At 55.9% G+C, this 16220-nt stretch carries 14 protein-coding genes; 8 read left to right on the forward strand and 6 right to left on the reverse strand.

Features of this window, described 5'->3' with window-relative positions; translation table 11 throughout:
• A partial coding sequence (locus ACOTX2_RS04810) for a Glu/Leu/Phe/Val dehydrogenase dimerization domain-containing protein (protein ID WP_421625886.1) occupies positions 1 to 915 on the forward strand: 915 nt, incomplete at its 5' end.
• A 114-nt stretch (positions 916 to 1029) separates the two neighbouring features.
• Here the strand turns inward: ACOTX2_RS04810 and ACOTX2_RS04815 are convergent.
• From ACOTX2_RS04815 to ACOTX2_RS04825, 3 genes are all read right to left on the reverse strand, one after another.
• A complete protein-coding gene (locus ACOTX2_RS04815; RefSeq protein WP_063147503.1) occupies positions 1030 to 2952 on the reverse strand; it encodes a DNA topoisomerase III in 1923 nt (640 codons plus the stop codon).
• Between the two features lie 4 nt (positions 2953 to 2956).
• Positions 2957 to 4000, reverse strand: a complete 1044-nt coding sequence (gene selD, locus ACOTX2_RS04820) for a selenide, water dikinase SelD (protein ID WP_063147504.1) — start codon at positions 3998 to 4000, stop codon at positions 2957 to 2959.
• A 116-nt stretch (positions 4001 to 4116) separates the two neighbouring features.
• Entirely contained in the window at positions 4117 to 4668 is a 552-nt protein-coding gene (locus ACOTX2_RS04825) for an NAD(P)H nitroreductase (protein WP_022647795.1), read from the reverse strand.
• A gap of 167 nt (positions 4669 to 4835) precedes the next feature.
• Here ACOTX2_RS04825 and sppA point away from each other — a divergent pair, with 167 nt between their 5' ends.
• The 4 genes from sppA (at position 4836) to ACOTX2_RS04845 (ending at position 9899) form a co-directional block, all read left to right on the forward strand.
• Positions 4836 to 6692: a signal peptide peptidase SppA gene (sppA, locus tag ACOTX2_RS04830; protein WP_063147505.1), complete on the forward strand. Its 1857-nt coding sequence runs from the start codon at positions 4836 to 4838 to the stop codon at positions 6690 to 6692.
• A 62-nt stretch (positions 6693 to 6754) separates the two neighbouring features.
• Entirely contained in the window at positions 6755 to 7783 is a 1029-nt protein-coding gene (ansA, locus tag ACOTX2_RS04835) for an asparaginase (RefSeq protein ID WP_063147506.1), read from the forward strand.
• Complete coding sequence (pncA, locus tag ACOTX2_RS04840; RefSeq protein ID WP_063147507.1) at positions 7780 to 8421, forward strand: bifunctional nicotinamidase/pyrazinamidase; 642 nt, start codon at positions 7780 to 7782, stop codon at positions 8419 to 8421. Before ansA ends, pncA begins: the two co-directional genes overlap by 4 nt.
• Before the next feature lie 224 nt (positions 8422 to 8645).
• A complete protein-coding gene (locus ACOTX2_RS04845; RefSeq protein WP_063843775.1) occupies positions 8646 to 9899 on the forward strand; it encodes a glycoside hydrolase family 18 protein in 1254 nt (417 codons plus the stop codon).
• Between the two features lie 51 nt (positions 9900 to 9950).
• On the opposite strand, the gene ACOTX2_RS04850 is transcribed toward ACOTX2_RS04845, so the two are convergent.
• Positions 9951 to 10223 carry a YeaC family protein gene (locus ACOTX2_RS04850; RefSeq protein ID WP_058647223.1) on the reverse strand — a complete coding sequence of 91 codons (273 nt, stop codon included), beginning with the start codon at positions 10221 to 10223 and terminating at the stop codon, positions 9951 to 9953.
• Positions 10224 to 10264: 41 nt separating this feature from the next.
• A complete protein-coding gene (gene msrB / locus ACOTX2_RS04855) occupies positions 10265 to 10678 on the reverse strand; it encodes a peptide-methionine (R)-S-oxide reductase MsrB (RefSeq protein WP_022647790.1) in 414 nt (137 codons plus the stop codon).
• A gap of 341 nt (positions 10679 to 11019) precedes the next feature.
• Between msrB and gapA the strand changes: the two genes are divergently transcribed.
• Complete coding sequence (gene gapA / locus ACOTX2_RS04860) at positions 11020 to 12015, forward strand: glyceraldehyde-3-phosphate dehydrogenase (RefSeq protein WP_006809136.1); 996 nt, start codon at positions 11020 to 11022, stop codon at positions 12013 to 12015.
• Positions 12016 to 12089: 74 nt separating this feature from the next.
• Complete coding sequence (locus tag ACOTX2_RS04865) at positions 12090 to 12974, forward strand: D-hexose-6-phosphate mutarotase (protein WP_063147540.1); 885 nt, start codon at positions 12090 to 12092, stop codon at positions 12972 to 12974.
• A 66-nt stretch (positions 12975 to 13040) separates the two neighbouring features.
• On the opposite strand, the gene ACOTX2_RS04870 is transcribed toward ACOTX2_RS04865, so the two are convergent.
• A complete protein-coding gene (locus ACOTX2_RS04870; protein ID WP_023299885.1) occupies positions 13041 to 13787 on the reverse strand; it encodes a MipA/OmpV family protein in 747 nt (248 codons plus the stop codon).
• 432 nt (positions 13788 to 14219) lie between these two features.
• Here ACOTX2_RS04870 and yeaG point away from each other — a divergent pair, with 432 nt between their 5' ends.
• A complete protein-coding gene (yeaG, locus tag ACOTX2_RS04875; protein WP_006809140.1) occupies positions 14220 to 16154 on the forward strand; it encodes a protein kinase YeaG in 1935 nt (644 codons plus the stop codon).
• The last annotated feature ends 66 nt before the right edge of the window (positions 16155 to 16220 follow it).

The raw sequence follows: 16220 nt of genomic DNA on the forward strand, positions 1-16220 counted from the left end.
ATGCGCTTCTGCCAGGCGCTGGTCACTGAGCTCTATCGCCACCTTGGGCCGGACACCGACGTTCCTGCCGGGGATATCGGCGTGGGTGGTCGTGAAGTGGGCTTTATGGCCGGGATGATGAAAAAGCTCTCCAACAACAGCGCATGCGTCTTTACCGGCAAAGGTCTGTCGTTTGGCGGCAGCCTGATTCGTCCGGAAGCGACGGGTTACGGTCTGGTCTATTTCACTGAAGCGATGCTTAAGCGTCACGGGCTGAGCTTCGAGGGGATGCGCGTGGCGGTCTCCGGCTCCGGCAACGTGGCGCAGTACGCTATCGAGAAAGCGATGGCGTTTGGCGCGCGCGTAGTGACCGCCTCCGACTCCAGCGGCACCGTGGTGGATGAAGCTGGCTTCACAGCAGAAAAACTGGCGCGTCTGTGCGAAATCAAAGCCAGCCGTGACGGCCGCGTGGCGGATTATGCCCGAGAGTTTAGCCTGACCTATCTGGAAGGTAAACAGCCGTGGGGTGTGCCGGTGGATATCGCCCTGCCGTGCGCGACGCAAAACGAGCTGGATGTGGATGCCGCCCGGACGCTGATTAGCAATGGCGTGAAGGCGGTAGCGGAAGGGGCAAATATGCCCACCACCATTGAAGCGACCGATCTGTTCCTGGACGCGGGCGTACTCTTTGCGCCAGGCAAGGCGGCGAACGCGGGCGGGGTGGCAACATCCGGTCTGGAAATGGCACAAAACGCCGCGAGAATGGGCTGGAAGGCGGAGAAAGTGGATGCCCGTCTGCACCACATTATGCTTGATATTCACCATGCCTGCGTGGAGTACGGCGGTGAGGCTTCACAGACCAACTACGTGCGCGGCGCCAACATCGCCGGGTTCGTGAAGGTGGCCGATGCGATGATCGGGCAGGGTGTGATTTAGTTTCGCTGCATTCTCGCCCTTGCAGGCCCGGTAAGCGTTAGCGCCACCGGGCTTTTTTCAGGCCGCAGAGCTGCTTTTTGCCGGGTGGCGGCTTCGCCTTACCCGGCCTACGGTTTAAGCGGTGGTATTTTTGGCTGCGCTTTTTTTCTTTTTGAACGGTTTCTTCGCCCCGCCACCCGGGGCAACCATCCCCCGGAATCGCTTCACTGGCGTGCTGCGCGCCTGATCAATCAACTGATAAAGCGTCCCCACCAGCGGCTGCATAAAGTCCTGGTAACGGCACTGCTTTTCGCTGATCTGCGTAAGCACCGACTCCCAGTGCGCGGTCATGTCCGGTCTGGCGGCCAGCTCTGGCAAGGAGTGAATCAGTGCCCGGCCCGGCTCTGTCGAATGGATATAGCGCCCTTTTTTCTCGAGAAAACCACGCTTAAACAGCAACTCGATAATCCCCGCGCGGGTTGCTTCCGTACCCAGACCGTCGGTGGCGCGGAGGATCTTCTTCAGATCTTTATCCTGCACAAAACGGGCGATCCCGGTCATGGCCGAAAGCAGCGTCGCATCGGTGAAGTGGCGCGGCGGCTGGGTCTGACGTTCAACCACTTCGCCTTTTTCGCACAGCAGTTCATCGCCTTTGGCTACGACCGGCAGCGGCGTGCCGTCGTTCTCTTCGTCACGCTCTTTGTTGCCGAGCAGCGTGCGCCAGCCCGCTTCCGCGAGGAAACGCGCTTTGGCGATAAATTTGCCTTTGGCAATTTCCAGCTCAATAACGCACTTGCGGAAAACCGCGTCCGGGCAGAACTGCATCAGATACTGACGCGCGATCAGGTTATAGACCTTTGCTTCGTTGTCGTTCAGGTTGACGTTGCTGGTGCGCGCCGTCGGGATTATCGCGTGGTGGGCATCGACTTTTTTATCGTCCCAGCAGCGGTTATGGGTATCCGGGTTTACCGCCGGCTGCGGCAACAGATCCGGCGCATGGACACCAATGGCATTCATCACCGAGTGGCGTCCGGCGAAGTGTTCCTCCGGCAGATAGCGGCTGTCCGAACGCGGATAGGTGATCAGCTTGTGGGTTTCATAGAGCTTCTGGCAGATATCGAGCACGTTCTGCGCGCTCAGGCCAAACTTTTTCGCGGCCTCGATCTGCAACGCCGAAAGGGAGAACGGCAGCGGTGCGGGCTCTGATTCCCGTTTGTCGTTATAGCTGGTAACGATCGCGGGCTGGCCGGTAATGCGGTTAACCACGTGCTCCGCCAGCGGACGATGCAGCAGCCGTCCCTCTTCGTCCTGATATGACTCACAGGCATCGCTCGGCTGCCAGACGGCGGTAAAGCGTTCGTCTTTCGGCGTGACGATATGCGCTTTGACTTCGAAGAAGTCTTTGGCGACGAAATTTTCGATCTCTTCGTCGCGACGCACCACCAGCCCCAGCACCGGGGTTTGAACACGCCCTACAGAGAGTACGCCCTGATAGCCCGCATTGCGTCCCAGGATGGTGTAGGCGCGGGTCATGTTGATCCCGTACAGCCAGTCCGCGCGGGCACGCGCCAGCGCGGAGACACACAGGGGAATAAATTCGCTGTTGGCGCGCAGGCGCGAAATCGCGCGCTCCACCGCCTGCGGGTTGAGGTCGTTAATTAAACAGCGCTGCACCTGCTGGCGCTTTTCCGGTGCCAACTCCAGGTAGTCGAGCACTTCGTCGACAAGCAGTTGCCCTTCCCTGTCCGGGTCACCCGCGTGGACCACTTCCGTCGCCTCATGCAGGAAACGCTTAATGACGTTGAGCTGTTTGGTGACGGAAGGACGCGGTTGCAGACGCCACTTTTCCGGCACGATCGGCAGATCGTTGAGGTTCCAGCGGGCGTAGCGGCTGTCGTAGACATCCGGCTGCGCCTGTTCAAGCAGGTGACCGATACACCAGGTGACCACCTGCCCGTTACCGCATTCGATAAAGCCATCACCTTTGCGATGCGGCTTGGGCAGCACGTCGGCGATGGCTCGCGCCAGACTCGGCTTTTCGGCAATAAACAACCGCATCGAATTAACGGATCTCAATCATCGGGCGGCCACCGCGGGCGGTCACCAGCTCGCCAATGGCCGTCAGGGTGATGCCAAACTCGGCCGCCGTTGCCTGAACGTCAGCTTCTGCTTCCGGCGTCACCGCCAGCAGCAGGCCGCCGGAGGTTTGCGGATCGCACAGCAGATTGCGCGACGCTTCCGGCATTTCGCCCATTAAATGGCCGTAGCTGGCGAAGTTGCGCTGCGTCCCGCCCGGAACGGCGCCCTGAGCAATGTACTCTTCCACGCCCGGCAGCTTCGGCACATCCTGATACCAGACCTGCGCCTGCACGCCCGCGCCCTGACAGACTTCAGAGAGGTGTCCCAGCAGACCAAAGCCGGTCACGTCGGTCATGGCCTTCACACCGTCGATATTGGCGAATGCCGCACCGGCAAGGTTCATCTGGCACATCACTTCCGTTGCCAGACCAATATGCTCGGGCTTCAGCAGGGATTTTTTCTCGGCGGTTGTCAGTACGCCAATGCCCAGCGGCTTGGTGAGGAACAGCTTGCAGCCCGCCTGCGCGGTGCTGTTGCGCTTCACGCGTTCGGTCGGCACCACGCCGGTGACGGCCAGGCCGAAGATCGGCTCCGGCGCATCGATAGAGTGACCACCGGCCAGGGCAATACCCGCCTGCTGGCAGGCAAAGCGTCCGCCTTCGATGACATCGCGGGCAATCTCCGGCGGGAGGGTGTTAATCGGCCAGCCCAGAATGGCGATCGCCATAATCGGCTTACCGCCCATCGCGAAGATATCGCTGATGGCGTTGGTGGCCGCAATGCGTCCGAAGTCGAACGGGTTGTCGACAATCGGCATAAAGAAGTCAGTGGTGCTGATAATGCTGGTGCCGTTACCTAAGTCATAAACCGCTGCATCGTCACGCGTTTCGTTACCGACAAGCAGGTTCGGGTCGACAAACTTCGCCTGTTCACTGTGCAGGATGGTCTCCAGCACTTTCGGGGAAATTTTACAACCGCAACCGGCTCCGTGGCTGTATTGCGTTAAACGAATGGTTTGCTCGCTCATGGACGTCTCCTGTCATCTCAATCGCGCTATGGTAGCGCTCATTCCATAAAGAGGTAAGTATGACTGTCTGAATTCTGCGGCGGATGCTCAGAATCCAGACAGTTTAGCGCGTGTAATTAAAAACGGCTGACGAAAGGCGTGGTGTCCGGCACGCTAATGGTGCTGGAGGCTTTAAGTTGCGGGGTGCCGAGATAGAGGAAGCCGACAATTTTATCGTGTTCACCGCAGGAGAAGCCTTCCCGCACGGCGGCGCTCCCGGTCAGCGGCCCGGTACGCCAGATGCCGTTAAAGCCCTGCGCGACGGCGGCCATCTGCATTGCCATTACCGCGCAACCGGCAGACATCTCCTGCTCCCAGACCGGCACTTTATGGTCGGCCTGGCATTTAGCGACTACCGCGATGATCATCGGCGCACGGAACGGCGCGTTACGGGCTTTATCAATCCCCTTCTCATCCTGGCCTGCGGCAACCGCCCCCTGCTCCAGCAGCTGGCTGAAGCGGTCGCGCCCTTCGCCTTCAATAATAAAGAAGTGCCAAGGCTGCAATGTGCCATGGTCCGGCGCACGCATTCCGGCACGCAGAATGTTTTCCAGCTGCTCGCCGACGGGGGCCGGGTCGGCCAGGCGGGAAGCGCTACGACGGTTAACAAGCAGTTCAAGTGCGTCCATTGGTTAACTCCTTTCGTGAAATTTACTCACAAAATTAACACGACAGCAGAATTTGTTACAGCGTGGCAGGCGATTCCTGCTGACAAGTGGCGGTTGGGTCATTACGATAACCGCACATTACCGTCCTGTGGCGACGGAAACAGTCCTTTTCTGGTTAGGGAGAATACATGCGAACCCTTTGGCGAATCTTTGCCGGTTTCTTTAAATGGACGTGGCGACTGCTCAACTTCGTCCGCAACCTGGTGATGAATATCTTCTTCATCTTCCTTGTCCTGGTATGCGCAGGTATCTGGATGCATCTCAGCAGCGCCAACCAGGCGCAGAATTCGACGCGCGGCGCACTGCTCCTCGATATCACCGGGGTGATTGTTGATAAGCCATCGACCAGCAACCGTCTGGGCGTGATTGGCCGCCAGCTGTTCGGCGCGACTTCAGACCGCCTGCAGGAAAACTCCCTGTTTGATATCGTCGACACGATCCGTCAGGCCAAAGACGATCGCAACATTACCGGTATCGTGCTGGATCTGAAAGATTTTGCCGGAGCCGATCAGCCTTCGATGCAGTACATCGGGAAAGCGCTGCGGGAATTCCGCGACAGCGGTAAACCGGTCATTGCCGTCGGCGACAGCTACACCCAGGGGCAATATTATCTGGCGAGCTTTGCTAACAAAATCTGGCTCTCTCCGCAGGGCACGGTCGATCTGCATGGCTTCGCCACAAATGGTCTGTACTACAAATCGCTGCTCGACAAGCTGAAGGTCACTACCCACGTCTTCCGCGTCGGGACCTATAAATCTGCCGTGGAGCCGTTTATCCGTGATGATATGTCCCCTGCCGCCCGTGAAGCGGACAGCCGCTGGATTGCCGAGCTGTGGCAGAACTATCTCGGCACCATTGCCGCTAACCGTCAAATGACCGCTGAGCAGGTCTTCCCGGGCGCGCGCGGTGTGCTGGAGGGCCTGCGCAAAGTGGACGGCGATACAGCGAAATACGCGCTTGATAACAAACTGGTCGATCGGCTGGGTTCCAGCGCTGAAATCGAAAAAGCGCTGACCAAACAGTTCGGCTGGAGTAAAGAGGACAAGAACTACAGCGCCATCAGCATGTATGACTACGCCGCGAAAAAGCCGGATGACAGCGGTGACAGCATCGCCGTGGTGTTTGCTAACGGGGCCATTATGGACGGTGAAGAAACGCCGGGGAACGTCGGCGGGGACACCACCGCGTCGCAGATCCGCGATGCGCGTCTGGATCCGAAAGTGAAGGCGATTGTCCTGCGGGTGAACAGCCCTGGCGGCAGTGTCAGCGCCTCCGAGGTGATCCGTGCTGAGCTGGCCGCCGCGCGTGCCGCGGGCAAGCCGGTCGTGGTCTCGATGGGGGGCATGGCGGCTTCAGGGGGGTACTGGATCTCGACGCCAGCCAACTACATTGTGGCTAACCCAAGCACGCTGACCGGCTCGATTGGCATCTTCGGCGTGATCAACACCGTAGAGAACAGCCTGGATTATCTCGGCGTTCATACCGACGGCGTTTCCACCTCGCCGCTGGCGGATGTGTCCGTGACTAAATCTCTGCCGCCTGAGGTGTCCGAGATGATGCAGCTCAGCATTGAGAGTGGCTATAAGCGCTTCATCACGCTGGTGGCGGATTCCCGTAAAAAGACGCCAGACCAGATTGACCAGATCGCGCAGGGCCACGTCTGGACCGGCCAGGATGCGAAGAGCAACGGTCTGGTAGACAGCCTGGGTGACTTCGACGATGCCGTGAAGAAAGCGGCGGAACTGGCGAAGCTCAAGCAGTGGCACGTTGACTATTATCAGGACGAACCGACGTTCTTCGATATGGTCATGGACAGCATGTCCGGCTCCGTCCGCGCCATGCTGCCGGAAGCGCTTCAGGCGTATCTGCCGGCGCCGGTGGCGACGGCGGCTAAAGCCATGAAAGCGGAGAGCGATAAGCTCGCGACTTTCAACGATCCGCAAAGCCGTTACGCGTTTTGCCTGACCTGTGCGAACGTGCGTTAAAAACCGTCCCCTCTTCCCGTTAAGAGGGGATTTTTTCTTTTGAAGAACAAGAACTCATTACCATGCAGAAGAAATCAATATATGTCGCCTATACCGGCGGTACCATCGGTATGCAGCGCTCAGAAAATGGCTATATTCCGGTTTCTGGCCACTTGCAGCGCCAGCTGGCGCTGATGCCTGAATTCCACCGTCCGGAAATGCCGGACTTTACCATCCACGAATATGAGCCGCTGATGGACTCCTCCGACATGACGCCGGAAGACTGGCAGCATATTGCGGACGATATTAAAGCCCATTACGACCAGTACGACGGCTTCGTGATCCTCCACGGCACCGACACCATGGCGTTCACCGCCTCGGCGCTCTCCTTCATGCTGGAGAACCTGGGCAAGCCCGTCATCGTGACCGGTTCGCAGATCCCGCTGGCGGAACTGCGTTCAGACGGGCAGATCAACCTGCTTAACTCCCTGTACGTGGCCGCTAATTACCCGATCAACGAGGTAACGCTGTTCTTCAACAACCGACTGTACCGCGGGAACCGTACCACTAAAGCGCACGCTGACGGCTTTGACGCGTTTGCCTCACCTAACCTGCAACCGCTGCTGGAAGCGGGGATCCATATCCGTCGTCTGGGCACGCCGCCCGCGCCAAATACTGCAGGCGAGCTGATCGTTCACCCGATCACCCCGCAGCCGATTGGCGTGGTGACGATTTATCCGGGTATTTCCGCCGACGTGGTGCGCAACTTCCTGCGCCAGCCGGTGAAGGCGCTGATCCTGCGCTCCTATGGTGTGGGTAACGCCCCGCAGAACGGTGAGTTCCTGAAAGAGCTTCAGGAGGCGAGCGATCGCGGGATTGTGGTGGTGAACCTCACTCAGTGTATGTCCGGTAAGGTCAATATGGGCGGCTACGCCACCGGCAACGCCCTGGCGCACGCTGGCGTGATCAGTGGTTTCGATATGACCGTTGAGGCAACGCTGACTAAACTTCACTATTTACTGAGTCAGGATCTGGATATTGATTCCATTCGCCGCGCCATGATGCAAAACCTGCGCGGTGAACTGACGCCGGACGATAAGGAGTTCCCATGAAGCAACGCGCCCTGTTACTGGTCGATTTGCAAAATGATTTCTGTGCGGGTGGTGCGCTGGCCGTCGCGGAAGGCGACAGCACCGTAGACGTCGCGAATTCGCTGATTGAGTGGTGTAAGGCTCGTGGTGAAGCGGTGGTGGCGAGTCAGGACTGGCATCCGGCAAACCACGGCAGCTTTGCCAGCCAGCACAACGTTGAGCCTTACAGCCAGGGCGAACTGGACGGACTGGCGCAAACCTTCTGGCCCGATCACTGCGAGCAGCAGACGGAAGGCGCTGAGCTGCATCCGCTGCTGAACCAGAAAGCCATCGACGCGGTGTTCCACAAAGGTGAAAACCCAACCATCGACAGCTACAGCGCATTCTTCGATAACGGTCACCGCCAGAAGACGGCGCTGGACGCATGGTTACGCCATCATGAGATCACCGAGCTGATTGTGCTGGGCCTGGCGACGGATTACTGCGTGAAGTTCACCGTGCTGGATGCGCTCCAGCTGGGCTATACCGTGAATGTCATTACCGACGGCTGTCGCGGGGTGAATATTCAGCCGCATGACAGCGCCCAGGCGTTTATGGATATGGCCGCAGAAGGCGCAACGCTGTATACGCTGGCTGACTGGATGGAGACGCAGGCGTAAGCTTTGTTAGCCGGGTGGCGGCTTCGCCTTACCCGGCCTACTTTCTCTGGTTTTGTAGGCCGGGTAAGCATCAGCGCCACCCAGCAAAACCCCCTCCCCGATCTCCCATAAAGTGAACTCCCTCGCATCACAAGCGAAGCGGCGATGGTATTCTCTTCAGGCTGTTTTTTCGCCACGCCTTTTCTGTGGCGTGGTTATTTTTATTCAGTCAAAGAGGAAATTATATGAAACGTTTGCCCTTGCTGGCAGCATTACCCTTGCTTTGCGCGTCACTGGCTTCCGCCGCGCCCCTGATGTCCGTGGGTTACTTCAATGGCGGTGGCGATGTTACCGCCGGACCGGGTGGCGATATTAATAAACTCGACGTCCGACAGATCACCCACCTCAACTACTCGTTTGGTCTGGTCTATAACAACGAGAAAGACGAAACCAACCCCGCGCTGAAAGATCCGGCAAAACTGCATCAAATCTGGTTATCACCTAAGGTGGCATCCGATCTGGCGTTATTTCCTCAGCTTCGTAAACAAAACCCGAACCTGAAAGTCCTGCTTTCCGTTGGCGGCTGGGGGGCGCGTGGTTTTTCTGGCGCAGCGGCAACCAAAGAGAGTCGCGCGGTATTTATTCGCTCCGCGCAGGAGATCGTCAGTAAATACGGCCTGGACGGGATCGACCTGGACTGGGAATATCCGGTCAACGGCGCGTGGGGACTGGTCGAGAGCACCCCAGCCGACAGGGATAATTTCACCGCGCTGTTAAAAGAGATGCGTGACGCGTTTGGTAAGAAAAAACTGGTCACGATTGCGGTGGGCGCAAATGCAGAAAGTCCGAAAAGCTGGGTGGATGTGAAGGCCATTGCCCCCCTGCTCGATTACATCAACCTGATGACCTACGACATGGCGTACGGGACGCAGTATTTTAACGCGAATCTGTATGACTCCAGCGCCTGGCCAACGGTGGCTGCCGCAGACAAATACAGCGTTGATTTTGTGGTGAATAACTATCTGGCCGCCGGCCTAAAGCCGCAGCAAATGAACCTCGGAATCGGTTTTTACGGTCGTGTACCGAAGCGCGCCGTTGAACCGGGTATCGACTGGAGTAAACCGGACGCGCAAAACAATCCGGTCACCCAGCCCTACTTCGGGCCGCAGGAACTGGGCCTGTTCAAATCGCTTGGCTATGACCTGACCAAAGATACCTACGTGAAATACAACGATATCGTCCGCAAACTGCTAAACGATCCGCAGAAACGCTTTACCGAGCACTGGGACGAACAGGCGAAGGTGCCGTGGCTGTCGGTAAAATCCGCCGACGGGAAGGCGCTGTTTGCGATCTCCTATGAGAACCCGCGTTCCGTGGCGATTAAAGCCGATTATATCAAGGAGAAAGGTCTCGCCGGGGCGATGTTCTGGGAGTATGGCGCGGATGACAACAACCAGTTAGCGAAGCAGCTGGCGGAGTCGCTTGGGATCCCGCACTAAGGTGTAGTGTGCCGGGTGGCGGCTTCGCCTTACCCGGCCTACATGGGAGATTTATTTGAAGGTTGCAATCGGCTTCGGCGTGATGCCGAAGTCTTCTTTCAGTTCGCGCTTACTTTTCATCACCATCTGACCGTTAGTGTCGATGGTCATGTGCTGGGCGTTGGTATTGTGACGCGCCTGCCACAGCATCACCAGCTGCAAGCTGTTCTCTTTTTGCTCAGGTGTGAGCGCCACACCGTCCGGCCATTTTCCCAGCTCAACGGCCGTCACCAGGCGCTGATAAACCTCCGGGGTCATGCCAGCAATCATGTCATTAATATTCACGATCTCTCCCTTTCAAAGGAATAATTTGCTGAATCGTTTTTTCAACCCTTGGTCTGGTCGCCGTTTTCGTCATCGGTAAAGCTCATCGAAGCCGAATTTACGCAGAAACGCTCCCCCGTCGGCTGCGGGCCATCCGGGAAGACATGCCCGAGATGGGCGTCGCAATTCCCACAACGAATTTCGGTGCGCACCATGCCGTGCGAGGAGTCCGTCAGATAGCGGATCGCATCATCGCTGACAGGCTCGTAAAAGCTTGGCCAGCCGCAGCCAGAATCGTACTTAGTCTGGGAGTTAAACAGCGGTGCATCACACACCAGGCAGTGGTAGACGCCTTCCCGTTTATTGTGCAGCAAACGCCCGGTAAACGGCGGTTCCGTGCCGTGATTTTGCGTTACGTAAAACTGCATCTCTGTAAGGTTTTTTTTTAAATCGTCGGGGTTATGTTGGTTCGACATATGCTTACATCTCGCTGTTGAAACAGACATCTTTTAACCCAGATTCTAACAAAACATTAACACCCGCGCGTGCACTTTTGATCTAAACTTATGTGTCGCGAAAAGGCGGTCAGGCAATTGTGATCAATTTCACATTTTAATCCTGCAAGGCCTTTAAAATTCCGGGCGCAGCCCCCATGTGGTTGCTAGCTCAAAGGGAAAGTGAGGCGAGTCAGTCGCACAAACGTTAGTCACAGGATTGATTTGTCGCAATGATTGACACGATTCCGCTTGACGCTGCGTAAGGTTTTTGTAATTTTACAGGCAACCTTTTATTCACTAACAAATAGCTGGTGGAATATATGACTATCAAAGTAGGTATCAACGGTTTTGGCCGTATCGGCCGTATTGTTTTCCGTGCTGCTCAGAAACGTTCTGACATCGAAATCGTTGGTATCAACGATCTCCTGGACGCTGAATACATGGCGTACATGCTGAAGTACGACTCAACTCACGGTCGTTTCGACGGCACCGTTGAAGTGAAAGACGGCCACCTGGTTGTTAACGGCAAAACCATCCGCGTTACTGCTGAGAAAGACCCAGCTAACCTGAAATGGAACGAAATCGGTGTTGACGTTGTAGCTGAAGCTACCGGTATCTTCCTGACCGACGAAACTGCACGTAAACACATCACTGCGGGTGCGAAGAAAGTTGTTCTGACTGGTCCTTCCAAAGACAACACCCCAATGTTCGTTCGCGGTGCAAACTTCGAAACTTACGCTGGCCAGGACATCGTTTCCAACGCATCCTGCACCACCAACTGCCTGGCACCGCTGGCTAAAGTTATCAACGACAACTTCGGCATCATCGAAGGTCTGATGACTACCGTTCACGCTACCACCGCTACTCAGAAAACCGTTGATGGCCCGTCTCACAAAGACTGGCGCGGCGGCCGTGGCGCGGCTCAGAACATCATCCCATCTTCTACCGGTGCTGCTAAAGCAGTAGGTAAAGTACTGCCAGAACTGAATGGCAAACTGACTGGTATGGCGTTCCGCGTTCCAACTCCTAACGTATCCGTTGTTGACCTGACCGTTCGTCTGGAAAAAGCTGCTTCTTACGAAGAAATTAAGAAAGCAATCAAAGCTGCTTCCGAAGGCCCAATGAAAGGCGTTCTGGGTTACACCGAAGACGACGTTGTATCTACCGATTTCAACGGCGAAGTGTGCACTTCCGTGTTCGATGCTAAAGCAGGTATCGCACTGAACGACAACTTCGTGAAACTGGTTTCCTGGTACGACAACGAAACTGGCTACTCTAACAAAGTACTGGACCTGATCGCTCACATCTCCAAATAAGTTGAGATGAGTGCTTGATCCTAAAAGGCGACTTCGGTCGCCTTTTTTATTGTTTTTAGACAGAGGATTGCTTAATGATTAATAAAATTTTTGCACTTCCGGTAGTCGAACAACTTACCCCTGTGCTCTCCCGCCGTCAGATTGACGGCGCCGATATCATCGTCGTCGATCATCCGCGCGTTAAAGCCTCCGTAGCGCTCAATGGCGCCCACCTGCTCTCCTGGAAACCAGAAGGCGAAGAAGAAGGCCTGTGGCTGAGCGAGGCCACCTCGTTCAAAAAAGGGGCGGCGATCCGTGGCGGCGTACCGATCTGCTGGCCATGGTTTGGTCCGTCAGCGCAGCAGGGAATGCCGTCTCACGGTTTCGCCCGTAACCAGCAGTGGACGCTGAAAGCCCACAACGAAGATGATAACGGCGCGGTGTTGACCTTTGAACTTCAGGCAAATGATGAAACGCGCGCCCTGTGGCCACATGAATTCACCCTCTATGCCCGCTTCAAGCTGGGTAAAACCTGCGAGATTGAACTGGAAGCGCACGGCGAATTCGAAACAACGTCCGCCCTGCACACCTATTTCAACGTAGGCGACATTCAGGCCGTTAAGGTGAGCGGACTTGGCGATACCTTTATCGACAAAGTGGACAACGCGAAAGAAGGCAGGCTGGACGACGGCGTTCAGAGCTTCCCGGACCGTACCGACCGCGTGTATCTGCACCCGGAAGCCTGTAGCGTCATCCACGACAGCGCGTTGAACCGCGGCATTGACGTGGTTCACCACCACCATAGCAACGTGGTGGGCTGGAACCCGGGCCCTGCCCTTTCCGTCAGCATGGCAGATATCCCGGATGACGGTTACAAGACCTTCGTGTGTGTGGAAACCGCGTGCGTGACCGCCCCGCAGAAAACCAGCGAAGAAAAACCGTCCCGCTTAGGCCAGACGATCAAGATTGTGAAGCGCTAATATTTATCAGGCATCATAAAAAACAAACGGGGCGCAAGCGCCCCGTTTTAATACATCACGTTCTGGTCAGAACTTGTAGGTCACACCCACGGAGAAGATGCCGGACCAGGACTTGTCGACCATCGGGCTGTCCTTCACTTCGTCGCTCAGACGGGTATAACGGCCAGTACCGTACACGTTCCAGTCACCGAGGAAGTTATACGAGGCGGTGAGTTCCAGGTACGGATCCCAGCCATCATCAGCGCTGTAGCTCTTCAGACCACTGCGGCGAGACTCAGCCTTAGACACGCCATAGTAGTAGTCATTGTAATTCTCGCTGCTGTACTGCACACCGATACCCGGCGTCAGGGTCACCGCGCCGTTGGTATAGCGATAAAGCCACGCCAGATCCCAGATGAAGCCATTGCTGTTGTCCAGGGTATCGCCCGCCAGCGCCGTGCGCAGGAAGCCATACTGGGTGTTATGCACATATGAAAGCCCCGCCATCAGCGAGCTTCTGCGCTTGTCCAGCTGACGAAGCGCATTGCTGTCGCTGTCGCCTGGTTTAAAGTACGTTGGGTCGTAATAGGCCATGATGGAGAGCTTATCGGCCGTATCGTTCCACAGATAGTAGCCGCCGCCCAATCCACGGAACCAGAAGTTATCGCCTTCATAGGTGACAACGGGGACAGGATAAACGTCGCGGTCATACTGCTTGTACGGGCTGTTGATCACGCCAGCACCCGCGCCAACAGTCCACTGGCTCTCAGCCTGTACGGTGCTCGCTGCGGTAGCGGCAAGGATGCCCAATGCCAGAAGTTTGAGTTTGGTCACAATCCATTCTTTCCTGTAGTCAAATAATCAGCGGGTGAAGTGTAACCGCCATTCCCGTACATCCCAAAATTTTTTGCGCGCGAATCCATTTGATTAACCCGTTATTTTTCATTTTTCAGATGACATCCCGCTTTCATTTATATGACCGATAAATGAAAAACCCCCTTTTCGCTTATAACCGCAGTGGAAATTTTTGGATGAGTTATTGATATGTCATTGAAAGTAGATTTTATCCGTATGCAAGTTTTGCAATTGCCATCTACGCTTTAATTTAAGAAGAGGTTTTGCTGAACACCCTGCGGTTCATAGCCTTCGACCTGGCACACAGGTTGCTGCTCTGGCAGTGAGGTGCGAAAGATTCTCTTCCGGGAGCCTCCACTACTCATACGAACGGCTCTTATCCTGTGCTAAAAAACGAAAGGACGGCATGCCATGAATATATTCGATCACTATCGCCAGCGCTACGAAGCTGCCAAGGACGAAGAGTTCACACTGCAGGAGTTTCTTACCATTTGTCGGCAAGATCGCAGTGCCTATGCCAATGCGGCAGAACGGCTATTGATGGCTATCGGTGAGCCAAACATGGTTGATACTGCCCTGGAGCCACGGCTTTCCCGTCTTTTTTCGAATCGGGTAGTCGCCCGATACCCGGCGTTTGAAGAGTTCTATGGTATGGAAGATGCCATTGAGCAGATTGTCTCCTACCTGAAGCATGCCGCTCAGGGGCTGGAAGAGAAGAAACAGATCCTTTACCTGCTGGGTCCCGTCGGCGGGGGTAAATCCTCCCTGGCTGAACGGCTGAAAGCGCTGATGCAGCGCGTGCCGATCTATGTGCTGAGCGCCAACGGCGAGCGCAGCCCGGTCAATGACCATCCGCTGTGCCTGTTTAATCCGCAAGAGGATGCGCAAATTCTGGAAAAAGAGTTTGGCATTCCGCATCGCTATCTCGGTACGATCATGTCGCCGTGGGCGGCAAAACGCCTGCACGAGTTTGGTGGGGACATCACCAAATTCCGCGTCGTGAAAGTGTGGCCGTCTATCCTCGAGCAGATCGCCATTGCTAAAACTGAACCCGGTGACGAGAACAACCAGGACATCTCGGCGCTGGTGGGTAAAGTCGATATCCGTAAGCTGGAACATCACGCGCAAAACGACCCGGATGCCTACGGCTATTCCGGTGCGCTGTGCCGCGCCAACCAGGGGATTATGGAATTCGTCGAGATGTTTAAAGCACCGATCAAAGTGCTGCATCCGCTGCTGACCGCCACCCAGGAGGGGAACTACAACGGGACGGAAGGTATTTCCGCCCTGCCGTTTAACGGGATTATCCTCGCCCACTCGAACGAATCTGAATGGGTGACCTTCCGTAACAACAAAAACAATGAGGCGTTCCTTGACCGCGTGTACATCGTCAAAGTGCCTTATTGCCTGCGGATCTCCGAGGAGATCAAGATTTACGAAAAATTGCTCAACCACAGTGAGCTGGTCCATGCCCCTTGCGCACCGGGAACGCTGGAAACGCTGTCACGCTTCTCGATTCTGTCGCGCCTGAAAGAGCCGGAAAACTCCAGCATTTACTCCAAAATGCGCGTGTATGACGGCGAAAGCCTGAAGGATACCGACCCGAAAGCCAAATCGTACCAGGAATACCGCGATTACGCCGGGGTCGACGAAGGGATGAACGGTTTGTCGACGCGTTTCGCGTTTAAGATCCTCTCCCGCGTCTTTAACTTCGACCACGCGGAGGTGGCCGCCAACCCGGTACATCTTTTCTACGTGCTGGAACAGCAAATTGAACGTGAACAGTTCCCACAGGAGCAGGCTGAACGCTACCTGGAGTTCCTGAAAGGCTACCTGATCCCGAAATACGCCGAGTTTATCGGCAAAGAGATCCAGACCGCCTACCTGGAATCCTATTCCGAATACGGCCAGAACATTTTCGATCGGTACGTCACCTACGCTGACTTCTGGATCCAGGATCAGGAGTACCGCGACCCGGATACCGGCCAGCTGTTTGACCGTGAATCCCTGAACGCAGAGCTGGAAAAAATTGAGAAACCGGCCGGGATCAGCAACCCGAAAGACTTCCGAAACGAGATTGTGAACTTCGTGCTGCGCGCCAGAGCGCATAACAACGGCCGCAATCCAAACTGGACCAGCTACGAAAAACTGCGCACGGTTATAGAGAAGAAAATGTTCTCTAACACGGAAGAGCTGTTGCCGGTTATCTCGTTCAACGCCAAAACCTCAACCGACGAGCAGAAAAAGCACGACGATTTTGTCGACCGTATGATGGAAAAAGGCTATACGCGCAAACAGGTCCGCCTGCTTTGTGAATGGTATCTGCGCGTGCGTAAATCGTCTTAAAACAAGTGCCCGGTAACGCGCTTACCGGGCCAACAAAATGTCCGGCACTTACGGACGCTGCAAGTT

The sequence above is a fragment of the Enterobacter cloacae complex sp. IR5412 genome (assembly GCF_049237385.1).
GTDB lineage: Bacteria > Pseudomonadota > Gammaproteobacteria > Enterobacterales > Enterobacteriaceae > Enterobacter > Enterobacter intestinihominis.